Here is a 19,454-nt window from a genome sequence, read left to right as displayed (position 1 = left end):
CGTTATGAACATCCCGAGCGCTGCTATTGGCAGCGTCGGGACAAGCAATGATTCAGGGGCTGTAGTGTAACGGTTTTAGGTGCGCTTTTGCTGCAAGAACAGCTCGGCAAGGGCAAGATCTTCCGGTCGGGTGACCTTGATGTTGTCGGCACGGCCCGCAACCAGACGCGGCTGATGGCCAAGATGCTCTATCGCCGAGGCCTCGTCGGTCACGCCAAAGCCGTCTGCGAGGCTCTGCTCGATGGCATGCGTGAGTAATCCCAGCGGGAAAACCTGCGGAGTCAGGGCATGCCAGAGCTGTTCGCGTTCGACTGTGTGGTCGATGACCACATCGCCCGCTGCGTTGGTGATGCCACGCTTCATGGTATCGCGGGTGGGACTGGCCAGAATCGCGCCGGGGAAACTCAGCTGAGCAATCAGGGTGTCAAGATCGCTGTGAGCAAGGCATGGACGGGCGACATCGTGTACCAGCACCCAGTCATCTGTCTGGCCAAATTCGGCGATGCGCTTGAGGCCGTTCAATACCGAAAAGCAACGTTCCGGGCCACCACTGGCACGCACAATGCGTTCGTCGTTGGCAAATTCGGAGTTTGGCCAGTACGGGTCCTGATCGGACAGCACCAGTACCAGTTGCCGGAACGCCGGGTAAGCCAGCAGGGTTTCGAGGGTATGATCAATCAGCAAACGCTGATTAAGGGAAAGGTATTGCTTGGGGCGGTCGGCTTGCATACGGGAACCAACGCCCGCAGCGACCACCAAAGGCCAGATTGTCATTTACCAGGCTCTACAAACAGAATCAGGGTTTCACCGTCTTCGACCAGCCCAAGGTCTTCGCGGGCTTTTTCTTCCAGAATGGCAGTGCCGTGACGCAGGTCGGCCACTTCCAGATGCATCTGGGTGTTGCTGTCGTCGAGTACCCGAATGTCTTCCGCAATCCGCTCGATCTGACGGCCCAGCTGCTTGCTGGCCAGTACGCCGCTGTCGTCCCACCAGATGCGGTATTGCAAGATCAGCAACAACAACACACCAATGGTCAGCAGAATACGTTGGGTCAGCAGGGTCATGTTGAAGTCCGAATGCATGAATGGTCGTTAGGAAGCTCCGGCACCCGAACGGTGACGGCTTATTCAGAGGGCTCAGACACAACAAAACCGGGTCAGTGCCCGGTTTTGTTAATCAAGGTTAGACGATTACGCCTGACCTTTGATCTCTTTCAGACCGTTGTACGGTGCTTTTTCACCCAACTGCTCTTCGATGCGCAGCAGACGGTTGTACTTGGCAACACGGTCAGAACGGCACAGGGAACCGGTCTTGATCTGGCCAGCCGCAGTACCTACTGCCAAGTCGGCAATGGTAGCGTCTTCGGTTTCACCAGAACGGTGAGAGATCACAGCGGTGTAACCTGCGTCCTTGGCCATTTTGATGGCTTCCAGAGTTTCGGTCAGGGAACCGATCTGGTTGAACTTGATCAGGATGGAGTTACCAATGCCCTTCTCGATGCCTTCGGACAGGATCTTGGTGTTGGTTACGAACAGGTCGTCACCGACCAGCTGAACCTTGGCACCCAGTTTTTCAGTCTGGTACTTCCAACCATCCCAGTCAGACTCGTCCTGACCGTCTTCGATAGAAACAATCGGGTACTGGTCGCACAGCTCGGCCAGGAAGTCAGAGAACTGTTCAGAAGTGAACACCTTGCCTTCGCCAGACAGGTCGTACTTGCCGTCTTTGTAGAATTCGGAAGAAGCACAGTCCAGTGCCAGAGTAACGTTACCACCCAGCTCGTAACCAGCGTTGGCAACGGCTTCTTTAATAGCAGCCAGAGCGTCAGCGTTGGAAGCCAGGTCAGGGGCAAAACCACCTTCGTCACCAACCGCAGTGTTCAGGCCTTTACCAGACAGAACCTTCTTCAGGCTGTGGAAGATTTCAGCGCCACAACGCAGGGCTTCTGCGAAGTTAGGAGCGCCAACTGGCTGAACCATGAATTCCTGGATATCAACGTTGTTGTCAGCGTGCTCGCCACCGTTGATGATGTTCATCATAGGTACTGGCATGGAGTACACGCCAGCAGTGCCGTTCAGATCGGCAATGTGCTCGTACAGTTCAACGCCCTTGGCAGCAGCAGCGGCTTTGGCGTTAGCCAGAGACACAGCCAGAATGGCGTTGGCGCCCAGCTTGGACTTGTTGTCGGTACCATCCAGCTCCAGCATTTTGCCGTCAACGGCACGCTGGTCAGTGGCATCCAGACCCAGCAGGGCTGGCTTGATGATGTCGTTGACATTGGCAACGGCGGTCAGAACGCCTTTGCCCAGGTAACGGCTCTTGTCACCGTCGCGCAGTTCCAGTGCTTCGCGGGTACCGGTAGATGCGCCGGATGGGGCGCAAGCAGTACCGAAGAAGCCACCTTCCAGGGTAACGTCCGCTTCAATCGTCGGGTTACCACGGGAATCCAGCACTTCGCGCGCTTTGATATCAACAATCTTCGCCATGAGATTTCTCCATAAGTAATAGTTGGCAATAAGGTGCTCTGGCCCGCGCCCTCGTTGGTCAGACGAGGAGGCGAGCAGTCTTGCCGGTCAATTATTGTTTTGTCTGGTGATCCATAGCCGCCTTGATGAAGGACGCAAACAGTCCATGTCCGTCACGAGGCGTGGAGGTAAATTCAGGGTGGAACTGACAGCCAACGAACCAAGGGTGGTCTGGTACTTCAACCACTTCCACCAGCTCGCCGTCGACAGAGCGACCTGCGATAACCAGGCCAGCGTCTTGCAGGCCCGACACCAGTGAAGAGTTCACTTCGTAGCGGTGACGGTGACGTTCAACAATCACGTCAGCATCGTAGGCCTTGGCAGTATTGGAGCCCGGAGTCAGGACACATTCCTGACCACCCAGACGCATGGTGCCGCCCAGATCGGATTCTTCGGTACGAGTTTCGACGTTACCGGAGGCATCTTTCCATTCAGTAATCAGGCCAACCACAGGGTGCTTGGTGTCGTTGCTGAATTCGGAAGAATGAGCGTCGGTCCAGCCAGCCACGTTACGGGCAAACTCGATCACGGCAACCTGCATGCCCAGACAAATGCCCAGGTATGGCACCTTGTTCTCACGAGCGTACTGAACCGTACGGATCTTGCCTTCCACACCGCGGTTACCAAAACCGCCAGGTACCAGAATCGCATCCATGTCGTCGAGGATATCGGTGCCTTTGCGCTCGATGTCTTCGGCGTCGATGTAGCGGATATTAACCTTGGCGCGGTGGTGAATACCGGCATGGTCAATGGCTTCGATCAGCGACTTGTAAGCGTCCAGCAGATCCATGTACTTGCCAACCATGGCAATGTTCACGGTTTTCTCCGGGTTCAGCTTGGCGTCAGCCACGTCGTCCCATTCGGTCAGATCGGCTTCCTTGCAGTTGAGGTCGAACTTCTCAACGATCAGATCGTCGAGGCCGGCTTCGTGCAGGTGGCGCGGAATCTTGTAGATGGTGTCGGCGTCTTCCAGCGGAATCACCGCACGCTCTTCCACGTTGGTGAACAACGCGATTTTGCGCAGGGCAGAGGCTTCGATCTTGTGATCGGAGCGACACAGCAGAACGTCAGGCTGCAAGCCAATGGTACGCAGCTCTTTTACCGAGTGCTGGGTTGGCTTGGTTTTGGTTTCGCCAGCAGTGGCGATGTATGGAACCAACGTCAGGTGCATGGACAGCGCACGACGGCTACCCAGCTCTACTTTCATCTGACGTACGGCTTCCAGGAACGGCTGGGACTCGATGTCGCCCACAGTACCGCCAATTTCAACCAGCGCTACGTCTGAACCTTCAGCACCTTCCAGCACACGACGTTTGATTTCGTCGGTGATGTGAGGAATTACCTGAACGGTACCGCCGAGGTAGTCGCCACGGCGCTCCTTGGCCAGAACGTCGGTGTAGATTCGACCGGTGGTGAAGTTGTTACGACGTGACATGGTGGTGCGAATAAAACGCTCATAGTGACCCAGGTCCAGGTCAGTTTCAGCGCCATCTTCTGTCACAAACACCTCACCGTGCTGGAAAGGGCTCATGGTGCCTGGATCGACGTTGATGTACGGGTCCAGCTTGAGCATGGTGACCTTAAGGCCACGGGCTTCCAGAATGGCAGCCAAAGATGCAGAAGCGATGCCTTTCCCCAACGAAGAAACAACACCACCTGTGACAAAGATAAAACGTGTCATAGAAGGTCCGCGAAAAGAGGTGATAGATCAAATGGAAGGCAAGAAGAACCTTCACTAGAGATGGGAGGGCAGGATACCAGAGTCGACAAAGACCGTAAAATTCTTTGGCCTTGTTCAGGCGAAGAAAGTCATGATAATTTGCTGAGGACACTCTGAAAAACTCTGCACAGCTCTGCGCGAGTCCCGCAGATTGTCAGAACAAGGCGGCGAATGCAGCGGAATGGCTAGCCCTTTCCAAGTTCGCCAACACCGTTCTGACTGTCTGCGGGCCGCGCCCTACGGGGATGGCAGGGCATTGCTGACTCTATGTCGCTGATTTTTGACTTGACCCGTCAGGCCTGCAAATCAGCTTCGTGACTCAGCTGCGCCCTGTCATCCAGAGCGGGCACCGAGTTTCTCAGAGGGCCCTCATGCCTTTCAGAATGAAAATTCCTGAAATTCTGTATCAATGTGTGGCTTTCGACCGCAACCTGACTCCGGACACTCACGTGAAGGTTTTTGCCAGTATCAACAGCGTAGACTCTGACGCCTGCATCAGCACGGTGGGATCTCGATTGTCTGCTTGCTTGTCTGTTGGGCTGTCTGGCTGGCTAACTGCGTGGCGGATAAAAGCGCGTCAAGCCTGATTGATTTCACGGGTCTGACGCTTGAGCGTTGCAGGCCCGGATGCCCTCTACGAAGTTTGTAAAAATCCCCCCGCTTCTCTCATCTTTTTACGTCAGACCCTTTCTGCCATTGAGCCCCAAGGCTGTTACGTACAGCCGGGCTGTTCATCACAAAGGACACGTTTAATGAACACGGCAACCGCAAAAACAGAGTCAACCGGCTCTGAAAACTCAACAGAAGAGCAGCGCTTTGGCCTGCTACTGGCGCTCTGTGCCGCTACCCTGTTTTCGACCAAGCCCATCATCATCAAATGGCTGTATGCCGAAGGCGTCGATACCTTGCCCTTGATGTGGCTGCGATTGTCCATCGCCCTGCCCTTTTATCTGGTGATTGGTTGGCTGGCGTTTCGCAAACGCACAGTGCCAGTAACGGTCGCGGCGGTCGTCAAAGCCATGGCTGTGGGCTTGCTGGGCTACTACCTTGCGTCACTGCTCGACTTGTTAGGACTGCAGTACGTCAGCGCCCAGCTTGAGCGACTGGTACTGTACGCCTATCCGTCCATCGTCGTGGTGCTGGGCATTGTGCTGTTCGGCAAGGCTTTCAACAAAGCCATCGTATTGCCGCTGTTTTTAACCTATGCCGGGCTGCTGTTTATGTACGGCAATGACCTGACCATGCTGTCGGCCAGTGGCGAACAAGCAGCCTTTGCCTCAGATTCCAACGAATTACTGATCGGCACCTTGCTGGTACTGGGCAGCGCCTTGTCGTTTGCCTTTTACCTTGTGTACAGCAAACCCTGCATTCAGCAACTCGGCAGCGTGTTGTTTACCAGCATCGCCATGACCTCGGCGACATTAGCAACACTCGTACATAACAGCGTCAATGGTTTGATCACCAACGAGCCCATGGTCTTGCTGCCAGACTATTCGCTGGACGTTTGGTTGGGAATTATTGGTCTGGCGGTCTTTGCCACCGTAGTGCCGTCGTTTCTGGTCAGTACCGCCATTAGCCGCATCGGCCCCGAGAAAACCAGCATGAGCGGCACGCTTGGACCAGTGGCCACCACCTTGATGGCGGTTTGGCTACTGGACGAACCGATGTCGTTATTCAGCGTGATTGGCATGGCGTTAGTCGTGTTTGGGGTATGGCGGCTGAGCCGGGTGAAGTAACCGGATCGGCAGCGAGCTCACTCCCACAAGTATGCGGCAGCCAAATACGGTGGGAGAGAGCTTGCTCTCGAATAACCTGTCGACTCAGGGCGTTACCAGCACATCAGCGGCGGCTTTGACGACGGCTTCGCGCAAGCCACGCATGGCCGGGCTTTCGGTTTGCCAGTAGTGCCAGTACAGCGGCACATCGAGGTGGTAACCCGGCACCACATCCACCAGCGCGCCGCTGTCGAGTAAATCCTGCACCTGTATTTGCGGCATCATGCCGTAGCCCAGCCCGGCTGCGGCCATACGAATAAACCCTCCCGCCGAGGGGCAAATGTGGTAACGCTGGGGTTCCGGTGTTTGCGGGTGCGGTGTATGAGGTGCAACGGTGCGCAAAAACCGGTGCTGCAGTTGGTCGTCCTGGTTAAAGATCAGGCTGGGTAGTTCCCCCAGCGGCGGTTGTGGTTGCCCCAACGGTTGGCCACACTGGTGGCGTTCAACAAACCCCGGGCTGGCCAGCGCCCGGTAGCGCAAAATCCCCATCGGTTCGGCCAGACCGCCATTCACCGGGTGTGCTTCGGCACAAATGCACGCCATCACTTCGCCGTTTTTCATACGGCGCAAGCCAACGTCCTGATCTTCTACCAGCAGCTCGAAATCCATTCGTTCTGCCTGCTCCGCCTGTGCCAGCGCTGCGGGTAACCAGGTGTCGAGGGAATCGGCGTTCACCGCCAAGCGCACCCGCAAGCTGCCGGTTTCTTCATCGGGCAACAACAAGCCTTGCTCCAGCTGCTGCACCTGCTGCAAATGGTTGGCAAGTTTTTGCCCCAGCTCGGTCGGTTTTGGAGGTGTGGTTCTCAGCAATACCGGCTGACCAAGCTTGAATTCCAGCTGGCGAATGCGCTGACTGACGGCCGATTGACTGACGTTCAAACGCTGCGCTGCACGTTCAAAACCACGGGCTTCAATCACCGCTGCCAGAGCCTGTAACGCGCGATAGTCAATCATAAGCCAGCCTTATATCCCATTAGATTTATGATTTGGACTTATATCAGTCTGATCACTAATCTTCCACCCAGTCGCTGATGCCACTGCGGTTTCTGCGCCAGATTTATCACGGCATCGCCTGCGCAACGATGCCAAGAAAACAATCGCTGAACCTCCACGTTTTAGAAGAAGAACCACCATGTCTGATTTACTGATTCACATCCAACCTGCGCTGACCGGCTTTGCCATTACCATGGGCCTGATTGTGGCCATCGGCGCCCAGAATGCCTGGATTTTGCAAAAGAGCCTGCGCGGTGAAAACCCGTGGACCATCGCCAGTGTGTGCATTGCGCTGGATGTGGTGCTGGTATCGGTGGGTGTGTTTGGACTGGATTACATTCAGGGGCTGATTCCGGGACTGGTGCCGGTGTTAACCTGGATGGGCGTTGCCTTGCTGCTGTGGTTGGCCTTTCAAGCCTTCGGGCGAGCCATGCAAAGCGGTGATGGTCTGGTGGCTGCTGGCCCGGCTGAAGCGGTCAGCCCATGGAAAAGCGCTGGTCAGGTAATGGCTTTGTCACTGATAAACCCACACGTGTATCTGGATACCGTGGTATTAATTGGCAGCGTTGGTGCGCAACAATCCCACCCCGGCATGTTTGTGATTGGCGCGGCCATGGGGTCTTCCTTGTGGTTCTGCACGCTGGTGACCGGCGCCAAGAAGCTGCGCCCTTACCTGACCTCAGCCCGTCATTGGCAAATTCTGGATGCCACCACAGGCTCGGTACTGGTGCTGGTGGCGCTATCGATTGCGCCGATTTGGTAAAAACGTCGGGTGTCGGGTGTCGGAAAGACGATCGTAGGCTGGGCCTGTTGGGCGGGGCCCAACCTACGAATCTGCCATGCTACTAGGGTCAAACCGTAATGTCAGATGGCAGTCGCTTCGCGCCTTTATCTGACCTACGAGATACACCTTTTATCAGCAGTGTATTGTAGGAGCGAATTTATTCGCGAAACACGGATACCTGAGCCCGCCATTCATCACACCGGATTATCAATATCCACGAAGGTTACTTTCACGCCGAATTCGGTTTCCAGATGCTGACCCAGCGCCCGAGCGCCATAGCGTTCGGTGGCGTGGTGGCCAGCGCTGTAGAAGTGGGTGCCGGTTTCGCGGGCAAGATGCACCGCCGGTTCGTTGATTTCGCCGGTAATAAAGGCATCCACACCGGCGTCCACCGCCAATTGCAAATAGCCTTGTGCGCCGCCCGTACACCAGGCCACAGTTTCAACGATGTCTTCGTTTTCGCCAATGTGCAGCGGCTGGCGGTCGAGCTTTGACGCAATCCATTGGCTGAATTCAGCGGCGGTCATGGCTTTGGGTAACTTACCGATGGAACCCGGCGTCGATGGGTCCAGCGGGTCAATCGGACCCGTGGTTTCCAGCTCCAGCAGATCGGCCAGCTGGGCGTTGTTACCCAGCTCCGGGTGAACATCCAGCGGCAAGTGGTAAGCGATCAGGTTAATATCGTGCTCCAGCAGCGCTTTCAGGCGTTCTTTTTTTATCCCAACCACTCGCTGGTCTTCGCCTTTCCAGAAATAGCCATGGTGTACCAGCAAGGTATCGGCACCCAGTTCAATGGCCTCTTCAATCAATGCCTGACTGGCGGTCACCCCCGTTACGATGTGATGGATACGCTCGCGGCCTTCCACTTGCAAGCCATTGGGGCAGTAGTCCCGGATGCGGCGGGATTGCAGCAAGTTTTCAAGATGCGTCAGTAATTGCTTTCGATCGATGGCCGTTTCCAACATGATGCTTCCAGACTATTTTCGTTATGGCGACAGACTGGCAGAATACCCGCTATTACCCCTGTTTTTAAATGGCCTGCCGCACGCTGCCTGTTACCGCCGCGCATTTGGCATTGACCTGCTTCCTCAAGGAGACTCTATCGGATGGCAAGATATTCCTTCGTACACTCATTGCTGGTTCCAGCACTGGTTGGCTTGTGCGTTGCTTTGATGATCTTGCTTTGGGCACCCCAGTGGATAACCGGCGAAACCGCAACCACCAGCCCGCTGCCAGCTGCACCGGTGACCGATACCGAGCAACCGGCCGACGTGACGCCGCTGCCGGCCATTGTCGACGACGTTGAAACAGCCGCTCCAGCAACCGACGCCATGCCGTTTGTGGCCAGCTACGCCAACGCCGTTGAGCGCGCCGCCCCTGCGGTTGTGAATATTTACACCAGCAAGGTGATTCGTCGTACCGCGCATCCACTCTACAACGACCCGATTTTCAAACGCTATCTGGAATCGAACCCGGAGCCGAGCGAACGCATTCAGTCGAGCCTGGGGTCTGGCGTTATCATGACTTCCGACGGCTACATCCTGACCAACAACCACGTGGTAAAAGATGCCGACCAGATTGTGGTCGCGTTGCACGACGGTCGTGAAGCCAAGGCGTCACTGATTGGCACCGACCCCGAAGCGGATCTGGCGCTGCTGAAAATCACGTTGGAAAAGCTGCCGCACATTACCCCGGCCGGTTCTCACAAGATGCGGGTTGGTGACGTGGTGCTGGCCATTGGTAACCCATTTGGTGTTGGCCAGACCGTCACCCAGGGCATTGTGTCGGCAACCGGACGCAACCAGCTGGGTCTGAACACCTACGAAAACTACATTCAGACCGATGCGGCGATTAACCCGGGTAACTCAGGCGGCGCGTTGGTGAACGCCTGGGGCGAGTTGGTGGGCATCAACACCGCAATTTACTCCCAAAGTGGCGGCAGTGAGGGCATTGGCTTTGCCATTCCGGTCGACGTGGCTCAACGCACCCTCAAAGACATTTCCGAACACGGCGTCGCCATCCGCGGCTGGCTTGGCATCGAAGTACAGGAAGCCACGCCCAAGCTGCTGTCTGCGCTGGCGCTACCCGATGCGCTGGAAGGTTTGATTGTGACAGGGATTTATGAAGGAGGCCCGGCCGACCGTTCCGGCCTGACCGTGGGCGATATCATCGTCAAAATTAACGAGCAGGACGCCAGCGATGCCCGCGCGTCCATGAATCAGATTGCCGCTCTGCGCCCGGGCGACCGCATCCAGCTGGAGTTTATTCGCAATGGCAAGATCAACAAGACCGAGGCGATTGCCGGTCAACGCGGTCAGCCACAGCAAGCGGCGAATTAATTAACGCTCCAGTTCATTCAGGCCGGAGTAACGGAAGGCTTCTTTCATCAGCCAGTCGATCTCGTCTCCGGTCATGTGGTTATTCACCACCGTGATGCGTCCGAGGTAAATTTCGGGCACTTCCTCTTGCCGACCTTGCAGGAAGTAGCGAACGGCTTCGGCGGTGGCCACGCCCACATCGTCGCTTATGCGCATCGGCGTGGCGTCAAGTTTGCCTTCACGGATCTTCTGAATTTCCCTGCGGGTGCCGCCCCAACCGGTAATATACAGGTCGTGATGGGCATCACGGCGGTCTGCTTCTTCAATAGCGCCCATGGTCATCGCGGTATTGGCGTTGTGCAGCACGTAGATTTCCGGGAAGTTTTTCAGAATCAGCGCCGCGCCATCGGCACCACCGGCCTTCTGGTACTGGCCGAAGTGCTCGTACAGGTTAATCCAATGGCCTTCTGACTCTACACAGTCCTTGAACTCCTGCGAACGTTGCTGATCGGTAACCCCGGGAATCCCCCGGTTCATGCCGAAGTACAAATCCGGCCCCAGTTCTTGCAGCAGAAAATCACACATGGCCTGCGCCCCCTGCGAACTGGAAAAGTCGAACCAGGCCGCTGGCTTGTGGAACCACTCGTCATCCGGGGTATGAAACGCCCAGATAAAGGTGCTGAACTGCTGCTCCGCCGATAACCTTTGAATGTTGGATGCCTGCACTTGCAGTTCGGTAGGGCCCAGGATCACAAAGTCGAACTCATCGGCACGTTTCAACACCTCATCCGTGTGACGGTCCTGCAACGAGTGCTCCAGCTGGGTGGAGCTGAACTCGGTGATGTTGTAGGCAATGTTCAGCTCGTCCAAACGCGATTTCATGGCCACAAAGTTACGATTCCAGAAGTCCGATATGTCGGCGTTTGGGTAAATCAAGGCGATCGAAACCGGGCTATTTTGCTCCAGTGCCGGTGGTTGGCTTGGGGCGCTGACCACCTGTTGGAAAGCACGTTCAACCGTGTTTGCCGACGCAGGGTCAGTCACCGACTCGGTCTTTGACTCCGGCACCGGCCCTGTCGACGCATGCGCCGCAGCCGCCAACACCAATGCGGAAAGTTTCAGGAACAGGCGGGTGGTTATGGTCACAGGCAAGCGCATCGCATCAAACCCCAATCGATAAAGCACAACAACATGCCTATAATACATAGCAAATAACAATTTGTGCCGCAGCAGTATGTCGACCTTGAAGTTACTGAAGCTCATGATGTTGCTCAGTCTGGTTCAGTCAGCTCAAGGAACGGAGCATGAACACGCCACCGATACCAGCCAGCGTGTTCAGCTAGCCATTCAGAACGAATCCTCATGGGATGGACCAACCACAGGCCCCGCCCTGAAACAGCAGCGCCAGATTATTCTGGTGGCCTCCGATCTTCGCAATGGCGGTGTTAACGCCGTTGCCAAAGGCATGTCCGAAGCCCTGACCGGCACCGACTGGAACCTCGGCTTTCTTGATGGCATGGGGTCGCCCTTGCGTCAGGGCATTGCCATCCGCAAGGCCATTGCCGCCAACCCCGATGGCATCGTCCTCTGTGGTCTGGATGCCAACCAGCACAAAGACGTCCTGGCGCTGGCCAAACAACGAGGCATCACCGTTGTAGGCTGGCATGCCGCCGATCAAGCAGGCCCACGGCCGGAAAGCCACCTGTTTACCAACATCACCACCGATCCGATCAAGGTCGCCGAAATCGCCGCCCTGCTGGCCATCAGCGACAGCGCCGGGCAGGTAAGAGCGGTGATTTTTACCGACTCCCGCTACCAGATTGCCAAACTCAAGGCCGAGCGCATGGCCGCCGTACTGCATGACTGCAAAGGCTGCGACGTGCTGGAGGTCAAGGAAGTGCCGCTGGATCAGATTGCCGACCGGATGCCTGACGAGCTGGAAACCCTGATGCAGGAATATCCGCAAGGCATTACCCACCTGTTGGTGATCAACGACCTGTACATCGACTTTGCGGTGCCCACCCTCGAGCGTCGCCACGAAAACGATCAACCGATTCCGCAAACCATTTCCGCCGGGGATGGCAGCCGGGCGTCGTATCGTCGCATTCGCCAGGGGCTGTATCAGCGCGCCACGGTGCCAGAGCCCCTGACCATGCAGGGCTGGCAAATTGTTGATGAACTTAACAGAGCGTTCAATCAAGCCCCTCCAAGTGGCTACAGCGCTCCGGTGCATCTGGTAACCCGCGACAATATTGGTAAGCTGGGCAAACGTTACGACGTCTACGATCCCGTCAATCGTTACCGTGACGCCTACCGAGCTATCTGGAGTCTTCAGTGAAGCTGCTACCGATGTCCATTGCCACTCGCCTGATGCTGACCGTAATGGTCCTGGTAGCTTTGGGCGCGGCCGGATTTTTGTTTGCAGTGCGCTCACTGGATGCTTTTGAAAACATCCTCGACTCCGAATCCAGCGAACACATCGACCTGCTGACCACCAACTCCGTGGTCAGCCGTCAGGTATTTGAACTGACCACCCGGGTGCAATTGCTGGAGCAGGCGTTTCTGTACAACGAATCGGTACTGACCCAGGAAGGCTTTAACATCGACCAACAGTTGTTGCGCATGCGCGACCTGTCGGCCGACGCCGCCTTTACCACCAAGATGGACCGCTTCATTGAAGACTTTCACCGCTTTCTCGGTAATTCTCTGGCTCTGAACCACATCATCCGGGAAACCAAGGAAATCGATGAAACCCTGGCCGAACAAATTGACCAGCTCGACCTGATGATTGCCAATCAGCATCTGGCGCAACCGGACTCCGTCGTTGGTGACGATCTCAGCCACGACCGCGACCTGATCCACATGTTGCGCGAAACCTTTCTCGACACCGGCAAAATGGTCGGCAGCATTCGCAGCCGTATCACGCCCGAAACCGAGAAAGTCGGCATTATTGAAGTACAAAAAGAGCTGGATATCTTCCAGCTGCATCTGGCCAACCTGGCCCTCAGCAACCCCAATATGGCTTCCCACCAGCAGGCCATGGATCGCTCGGTGCATCGCTACATGACGGCGCTTAGAAAAATGCAGGCCAACCTGGATCAGCGCTGGAACGTCATGAACGCGTTGATGAATTCCCAGAACGAATTACTGACGTTGGTAGAAAGCACCGAAGCCAACGTTCAGAACAGCGCACTGGGTCTGAAGTACCGACTGCAAAACGACATCCGCCAATCGCGGCTGATCTTTATGGCACTGGCCATCATCGTGCTGTTTATCAGCCTGTTTATGATCAGCTACGTGGTACGCCGCCACGTGCGGGAGCCACTGGAAAAAATCAGCGAAGGCCTGCGTCAGTTTGAAGCCTCGGAGTTCTCCCAGCGTATTTCGCTGCATCGCAACGACGAGTGGGATCGCATCGAACGGGCCTTCAACAAAATGGCCGACCGCTTGCAGCAAAGCTATGGCCAGATCAATCAGGAAAAGAAAAACTTCGACTTCCTGGCCCACCATGACCCGCTGACCAAGCTGTCCAACCGGCTGTTCATCAACAAATACCTCAACCAGCAAATCGAACTGGCCAAAGACGGCAAACAAAGCCACTTTGCCCTGCTGTACATGGATATTGATGAATTCAAAACCATCAACGACTCCCTCGGCCATGGCGCCGGAGACAAGCTGCTGATCGACATTGCCGATGTGCTGTCCAGCGAGATTCACGAACTCGGCACCGTGGCGCGTATGGGCGGTGACGAGTTCATGGTGCTGTTGCCGGATATCCGCGACCAGCAGGAAGCCGAAGACATTGCCGCCAGCATCAACAGCAACCTGCGCCGTCCTTACTTTCTGGAAGACAAAACCGTCTTTGTATCTGCCAGCATTGGCCTCTGCATGTTCCCGCAGCACGGCAGTCAGGCCGATACCCTGGTGCGCAACGCCGACACCGCCATGTACCACGCCAAGCGACGTGGCCGCGACCAGTATTGCGTTTACAATGACGACATGACCCTGGAAGCCAAGGACCACATCGACGTCAGCGCCGGTTTGCACCGGGCTATCGACAATGGCGAACTGGAACTGGTGTTCCAGCCGCAATACCGACTCAGCACTGAAACCATCATTGGCGCCGAAGCCCTGATCCGCTGGAACCATCCGGAGCATGGCTATCTGGGGCCGATGTCGTTCCTCGCCGTTGCTGAAAAAACCGGCTTGATCAACCTCATCGACGACTGGGTATTCCGTCAGATGACAAGCCTGATTACCGAATGGCAACGTCAGGGAATCTGCCTCGAGGGGCTGAAATTTGCCATCAACTTCTCGGGCCGAAAATTCCTCGACGAAAAGCTGGTCGAACAGTTAACCGACATGATTTCCACCACCGACTGCAAGCCGGAACAACTGGTACTGGAAATTACCGAGCGGGATGTGATGTCGTCCATCGACACCAGCGCCGCCACCATCAAACGGCTGCGCGAAAAAGGCTACCGCATTGCCATCGACGATTTCGGCACCGGCCACTCGTCACTGGCACTGCTGAAAAACCTGCCGGTCAACACCATCAAACTGGACCGCAGTTTTGTACAAGACATCGCTTCCAGCGAACGGGATTTGGCCATTGTCCGCTCGGTACTGACGCTCACCAGCGAGCTGAACCTGGGCACCGTTGCCGAAGGCATCGAATGCCACGAACAGGCCGACAAACTGAAAGAGCTGAACTGCCCCAACGCCCAGGGCTATCTGTTCTCGAAACCACTCAGCATTGACGACTGGCTGGCGCTGATTCAGCAGCAAAATCAACAAAGCGTCTGAAAAGCACCTGAATCGCTCAACAAAGTATTGCCTGCACTCGCATACAGAACTAGCTGACAGTCTGTTCATTTAATAGAATAATGAGAACTGTTTTCATTATTCACCGCCAACTGACTCCCTTCATGAAGCCGTTTAACTCGTTGCTGGCCACCTTGCGTCAACAGGAAGATTCCCTGCTGTATTTTCTGACCAGCAAAGTCGGCTGTCGGGACACCGCCGCCGATTTGTTTCAGCAACTGGCCGAAAAGCTGTTACGCAAAGAACAACCCAGTGACAAACCGGTCGATAACGAAACCGCTTACCTCTACAGGGCAGCCAGAAACGAAGTGATCAGTCATTTTCGCAGTGAACAAAGTCGTGCCCGCTACGAACACGACTACATGGAAACCAGCGCCAGCAACGACAGCTACAATGTCGAGGAAGCCGCCCTGGCCCGTCAGAAAGTGCAGCAACTGAACACCACCCTGAAACAGCTGCCGCCACTGACCCAGGAGATTTTCTGGCGCTACCGGATTGACGGTCAACGTCAGAAAGACATCGCCGAGGCTCTGGATGTGAGCCTCTCTACCGTCGAAAAACACCTGGCCAATGCCACCAGCACCATGCGACAAAGTCTGCGTCAGACAGACACGCGCCCGGACAACCGATAGCAGACCGATTAGCACATGGATAACGCAACCTGTCCCGACGCACTGGCCGATGAAGCCTTTGCGATGATCCGGGATTACTACGATGCCGACACCGATGGTGCCGCCGCCGTAACCAAACAGCACATGGAAACCTGGTGCCAGCAATCCGAGCGACACCGCTTGGCGATGGAACAAGCCAGTGAAGAATGGCACCTGATGGGCGCATTGTCCCAGGTGACAGAGCGCCCGCCATACACCCACAAGGCAGCAACTGGCTGGCTGACCCAATGGCTGACACCCGTTCGACTGATGCAGACCGGATCGGCGTTTGCCGTGATCCTAATGCTGGCCATTCTGGTGCCGTCATTCTGGAACACGGATGCAACCACTGGCAGCGCCAACATAGCCAGCAGTCAGGCCAACCGCCAGCAGGACCTCAATTACCAAACCCGCTTGCAGTCGGTGTACGGCGAAATCGTCACCCGCACACTACCGGATGGCAGCACCGTGTCGCTGAACTGGGACAGTGAAGTGGCGGTGAATTTCAGCGCCGGCCAACGCTCGCTGACCCTGATTCGGGGCGAAGCGTATTTTGAAGTGGCCCACGACACCAGCAGACCCTTTATTGTCAGTGCCGGGCAGGCCCGTGCGCGCGCTGTAGGCACCGCCTTTAATGTGCGCGCCGACAGCGGACAAACCCGTATTGCGGTCACCGAAGGCACCGTCGCGGTCACCGGCAGCTCACGCTCGACCACGCTGGTGAATGCCAGCGAAAAAGTCGCCGTAACCGATGGCCAAACTGGCGCAGTCAGCCCCTCGGCCAACCTGCAAGCCACCGCCTGGCAGCAAGGCTCGATGATTTTCGACGGCCAACCACTGGCCGACGTACTGGACGAAATCAATCGCTACACCCAATACCAGATTGATACCCGCTTCCTGCCCAACCCCGAAGCGCCGGTCAGTGCTACCTACTTCATCAGCCGCACCGACGAAGCCGTGCGCTCGCTGATGCAGCTGTTCAATTTGCGAGCCGACATGCGCAATGGCGTTGATGGCCCACGGCTGGTACTGCGCGCCCGCCTTGGGCGTTGAGGCCGGAAACCAACAGGCTGTAGGAGGGAATTTATTCTCTAAGAGATTCCTGAATTGATTCCCGATGCCCCATCGGGAATCAACGTCCTCCAGTAACACGATACTCATCATCACCAGCAAGTAGCTATCGCTCTCGCCCCACATACACCCGCCCACATCCCACTGACACATCTTTTAAAAAACTTTTTTACGGGTTTTCTGCGGCCGCTGCGTCTTCCTTTTATTCGTTATTAATTGTGATTCTTATTTACATAAAATCACATTCAGGTATCAAAGGAGCACCCCTTGCAACGCCCGGTATTTGCCCAACGCCAGTTGTTATCCCTCGCCATCAGCGCCGCCTTGTTGTCCCCTGTTGCCGTTACCAGCCTGCCAGCTCATGCAGCCGCGGCTTCTCCGGCCTCTGCCAGCACCCAGTCGATCAACATCGCCGCTCAGCCACTGGATCAGGCTCTGAACCAGCTGGCCATTCAAACGCGCACCCAAATCAGCGCCAGCAGCGTCGACCTGCCGAGTGTTCAGGCTCCGGCCATTCAGGGTAACTACAGCGTCGAACAGGCGTTGCAGACCTTGCTACAAGATACCGAACTGACCGTACGCAAGGTTGGCAACAACAGCTACGTCGTTGAAGCACCAGTGCAGCCGTACAGCTACGTTGATCAGCCGCTGGAAGAAGTGTTCGCCGTGGGTGGTTACATTGAGCGTGAACAACTGGACACCGCCACCGGTCTGGGTCTGAAGCCGATTGAAACTCCACAGTCCGTTACCGTATTCACGGCCCAGCGTCTGAAAGACCAGCAGCTGGAAACCATTCAGGACGTGATCAGCAGCACCATCGGTCTGACCAGCACCGATACCGACACCGTTCGTAACGGCTTCTCTTCCCGTGGTTTTGAAGTATCCAACTACCAGGTCGATGGCCTGCCACTGTCCTGGTCGCTGGGCGGCGATTCCGGTGAAACCATTGCCGATGTATCCATGTACGAGCGCGTTGAATTTGTTCGTGGTGCCACTGGCCTGCTGACCGGTGCAGGCAACCCGTCAGCATCGATCAACTTTGTTCGCAAGCACGCCGACAGCGACGAATTCCACGCCACCATCGATGCCTCCGTGGGTAGCTGGAACAAGAAAGAAGTGACCGTCGACGTGGGTTCCGGTCTGAACGAATCCGGTTCCATCCGTGGCCGTCTGGTCGCCAAGCGTGGCAGCAAGGACTCCTGGCAGGATCTGTACCATGAAGACCGTACGGTGCTGTACGGCACAGCCGAAGCTGACATCAGCGACAGCACCCTGGTACGCATTGGTGCCAGCATGGACCACCACGAACCAACCGGCGTGACCTGGGGTGCCCTGCCAAGCAATTTCAGCGACGGCAGCCAGACCGACTGGGATCGCTCCAAAACCACTTCTGCCGACTGGACCAAGTGGGAAACCAAAGGCACCAACCTGTTCCTGAACGTCGAGCACACGCTGGACAATAGCTGGCTGGTCAAAGCCACCGCCAACCGTCTGATTTACGATAAGGACACCAAACTGCTGTACATGTACGGCAGCGTCGACAAAGACACTGGCGAAGGCCTCTACACCTGGCCAATCAATTCCTACGGTTACAGCCGTCAGGACACCGTCAATCTGCAGCTGCAAGGTGACTTTGAACTGGGTGGCAACTACCACGAGTTCACCATGGGCGTTCAACGCTCCATCCAGAAAGCCCAAACCTGGGAATACAATGAGCTGACCTACCCGGATTCCGGCAACTTCTACGAATGGAATGGCCACTCGGCTGAGCCACAGTGGGAAGAAAACGCCACCGAAACCCTGAACATGCGCACTATTCAGACCGGTGCCTACGCAGCAGCACGTTTCAATATCACTGACGAGTTGAAAACCATTGTTGGTACTCGTATTGCCAGCTGGAACCGCTCTGGCATCAGCTGGGGCGAAGACACCAACTTTGGTAATAACGGCGAACTGATCCCATATCTGGGTGTGTTGTATGACCTCAGTGAACAGCACCGCTTGTACGCCAGCTACACCACCATTTTTATGCCACAGAATTTCCGCACCTTTGGCGGTGATCAAATTGACGCAACCCGCGGAGAAAACTGGGAGGCTGGTTTGAAAAGCAACTGGTTGAATGATCAGTTACAAACGACCGTCACCCTGTTCCGTACGATTCAGAGCAGTGTTGCCCAGTCCATCGGTGACTACGTTGAGGGCACTGAACAATACAATGATGCAGGAGAAGAGATTGGCGGTGAGGACGCATACCGTGCAGCCGACAATACCGTCACCCGCGGTGGCGAAATCGAAGTTGTTGGTAACCTGACCGAAAGCTGGAAAATCCACGCTGGCTACGAGCACTTCCGCTCGAAAGATAATGACGGTACCGACATCAATTCAGAACACGCTCGTGAAACTTTCAACCTGTTCTCCACCTATGAAATGGCCGACCTGACCGTGGGCGGTGGTGTTGACTGGCAAGGCCGCACCTATGGCCCAAGTGTTGAACAAAAGGCCTATGCACTGGTGAACCTGATGGCTCGCTATCAGATCACTCCGCAATTCTCGACCCAGTTCAACGTTGCCAACCTGACCGACAAGAAGTACTTCAGTCAGGTAGGCTCCAGTGGCCAATATCGCTACGGCGCGCCACGTAAACTGAATCTGGCGGTCAGCTACAGCTTCTGACAGTCAGCTAACGACCTATAGATAAAGTCGATAATGACCTGACGGCCAAGCGACCGGCAGGCAACGTCCTCGTCGCCTGCTCAAAGGCGAGAGGGCAATATTCACAACCGACAGCGGAACA

General features: G+C 55.9%; 15 protein-coding genes. 8 read left to right on the top strand and 7 right to left on the bottom strand.

Translation table 11 applies throughout. From position 1 onward, the window contains the following. Window positions 1-75: 75 nt before the first annotated feature. The 4 genes from ispD to ACXADJ_RS00335 form a co-directional block, all read right to left on the bottom strand. Window positions 76-774, bottom strand: a complete 699-nt coding sequence (gene ispD / locus ACXADJ_RS00350) for a 2-C-methyl-D-erythritol 4-phosphate cytidylyltransferase (protein WP_475061842.1) — start codon at window positions 772-774, stop codon at window positions 76-78. Beyond that, entirely contained in the window at window positions 771-1,064 is a 294-nt protein-coding gene (locus ACXADJ_RS00345) for an FtsB family cell division protein (protein ID WP_028293737.1), read from the bottom strand. Before ACXADJ_RS00345 ends, ispD begins: the two co-directional genes overlap by 4 nt. 126 nt (window positions 1,065-1,190) lie before the next feature. Then, complete coding sequence (eno, locus tag ACXADJ_RS00340) at window positions 1,191-2,486, bottom strand: phosphopyruvate hydratase (RefSeq protein ID WP_475061839.1); 1,296 nt, start codon at window positions 2,484-2,486, stop codon at window positions 1,191-1,193. A gap of 91 nt (window positions 2,487-2,577) precedes the next feature. Beyond that, window positions 2,578-4,206: a CTP synthase gene (locus tag ACXADJ_RS00335; protein WP_475061836.1), complete on the bottom strand. Its 1,629-nt coding sequence runs from the start codon at window positions 4,204-4,206 to the stop codon at window positions 2,578-2,580. Window positions 4,207-4,997: 791 nt separating this feature from the next. Here ACXADJ_RS00335 and ACXADJ_RS00330 point away from each other — a divergent pair. Next, window positions 4,998-5,981, top strand: a complete 984-nt coding sequence (locus tag ACXADJ_RS00330; RefSeq protein ID WP_475061833.1) for a DMT family transporter — start codon at window positions 4,998-5,000, stop codon at window positions 5,979-5,981. An 84-nt stretch (window positions 5,982-6,065) separates the two neighbouring features. On the opposite strand, the gene ACXADJ_RS00325 is transcribed toward ACXADJ_RS00330, so the two are convergent. After that, window positions 6,066-6,974, bottom strand: a complete 909-nt coding sequence (locus tag ACXADJ_RS00325; RefSeq protein ID WP_475061831.1) for a LysR family transcriptional regulator ArgP — start codon at window positions 6,972-6,974, stop codon at window positions 6,066-6,068. A gap of 178 nt (window positions 6,975-7,152) precedes the next feature. Between ACXADJ_RS00325 and ACXADJ_RS00320 the strand changes: the two genes are divergently transcribed. Further along, entirely contained in the window at window positions 7,153-7,776 is a 624-nt protein-coding gene (locus tag ACXADJ_RS00320; protein ID WP_475061828.1) for a LysE/ArgO family amino acid transporter, read from the top strand. Window positions 7,777-7,991: 215 nt separating this feature from the next. Here ACXADJ_RS00320 and ACXADJ_RS00315 read toward each other — a convergent pair whose 3' ends face one another. Further along, window positions 7,992-8,762 (bottom strand): Nif3-like dinuclear metal center hexameric protein, encoded by a 771-nt coding sequence (locus tag ACXADJ_RS00315; RefSeq protein ID WP_475061826.1) that lies wholly within the window; start codon window positions 8,760-8,762, stop codon window positions 7,992-7,994. A gap of 141 nt (window positions 8,763-8,903) precedes the next feature. Here ACXADJ_RS00315 and ACXADJ_RS00310 point away from each other — a divergent pair, with 141 nt between their 5' ends. Continuing rightward, a complete protein-coding gene (locus ACXADJ_RS00310; RefSeq protein ID WP_475061824.1) occupies window positions 8,904-10,136 on the top strand; it encodes a trypsin-like peptidase domain-containing protein in 1,233 nt (410 codons plus the stop codon). On the opposite strand, the gene ACXADJ_RS00305 is transcribed toward ACXADJ_RS00310, so the two are convergent. Then, window positions 10,137-11,300, bottom strand: a complete 1,164-nt coding sequence (locus tag ACXADJ_RS00305; protein WP_475061821.1) for a substrate-binding domain-containing protein — start codon at window positions 11,298-11,300, stop codon at window positions 10,137-10,139. A gap of 49 nt (window positions 11,301-11,349) precedes the next feature. On the opposite strand from ACXADJ_RS00305, the gene ACXADJ_RS00300 reads away from it, so the two are divergent. The 5 genes from ACXADJ_RS00300 to ACXADJ_RS00280 all read left to right on the top strand — a co-directional run bounded on the left by ACXADJ_RS00300 (window position 11,350) and on the right by ACXADJ_RS00280 (window position 19,333). Beyond that, on the top strand, window positions 11,350-12,453 hold the full coding sequence (locus ACXADJ_RS00300) for a substrate-binding domain-containing protein (protein WP_475061819.1): 1,104 nt from the start codon (window positions 11,350-11,352) through the stop codon (window positions 12,451-12,453). Then, entirely contained in the window at window positions 12,450-14,921 is a 2,472-nt protein-coding gene (locus ACXADJ_RS00295) for a putative bifunctional diguanylate cyclase/phosphodiesterase (RefSeq protein WP_475061816.1), read from the top strand. Before ACXADJ_RS00300 ends, ACXADJ_RS00295 begins: the two co-directional genes overlap by 4 nt. A 122-nt stretch (window positions 14,922-15,043) precedes the next feature. Then, entirely contained in the window at window positions 15,044-15,571 is a 528-nt protein-coding gene (locus tag ACXADJ_RS00290) for an RNA polymerase sigma factor (protein ID WP_475061814.1), read from the top strand. Between the two features lie 15 nt (window positions 15,572-15,586). After that, a complete protein-coding gene (locus ACXADJ_RS00285; protein WP_475061812.1) occupies window positions 15,587-16,642 on the top strand; it encodes a FecR family protein in 1,056 nt (351 codons plus the stop codon). Window positions 16,643-16,927: 285 nt separating this feature from the next. Beyond that, window positions 16,928-19,333 (top strand): TonB-dependent siderophore receptor, encoded by a 2,406-nt coding sequence (locus ACXADJ_RS00280; protein ID WP_475061810.1) that lies wholly within the window; start codon window positions 16,928-16,930, stop codon window positions 19,331-19,333. Window positions 19,334-19,454: the final 121 nt, after the last annotated feature.

This window comes from Oceanobacter sp. ABM4_470, from assembly GCF_056158645.1.
The sequence above is the reverse complement of the archived record's forward strand: the minus strand, read 5'-3'. Positions and strand labels throughout refer to the sequence as shown.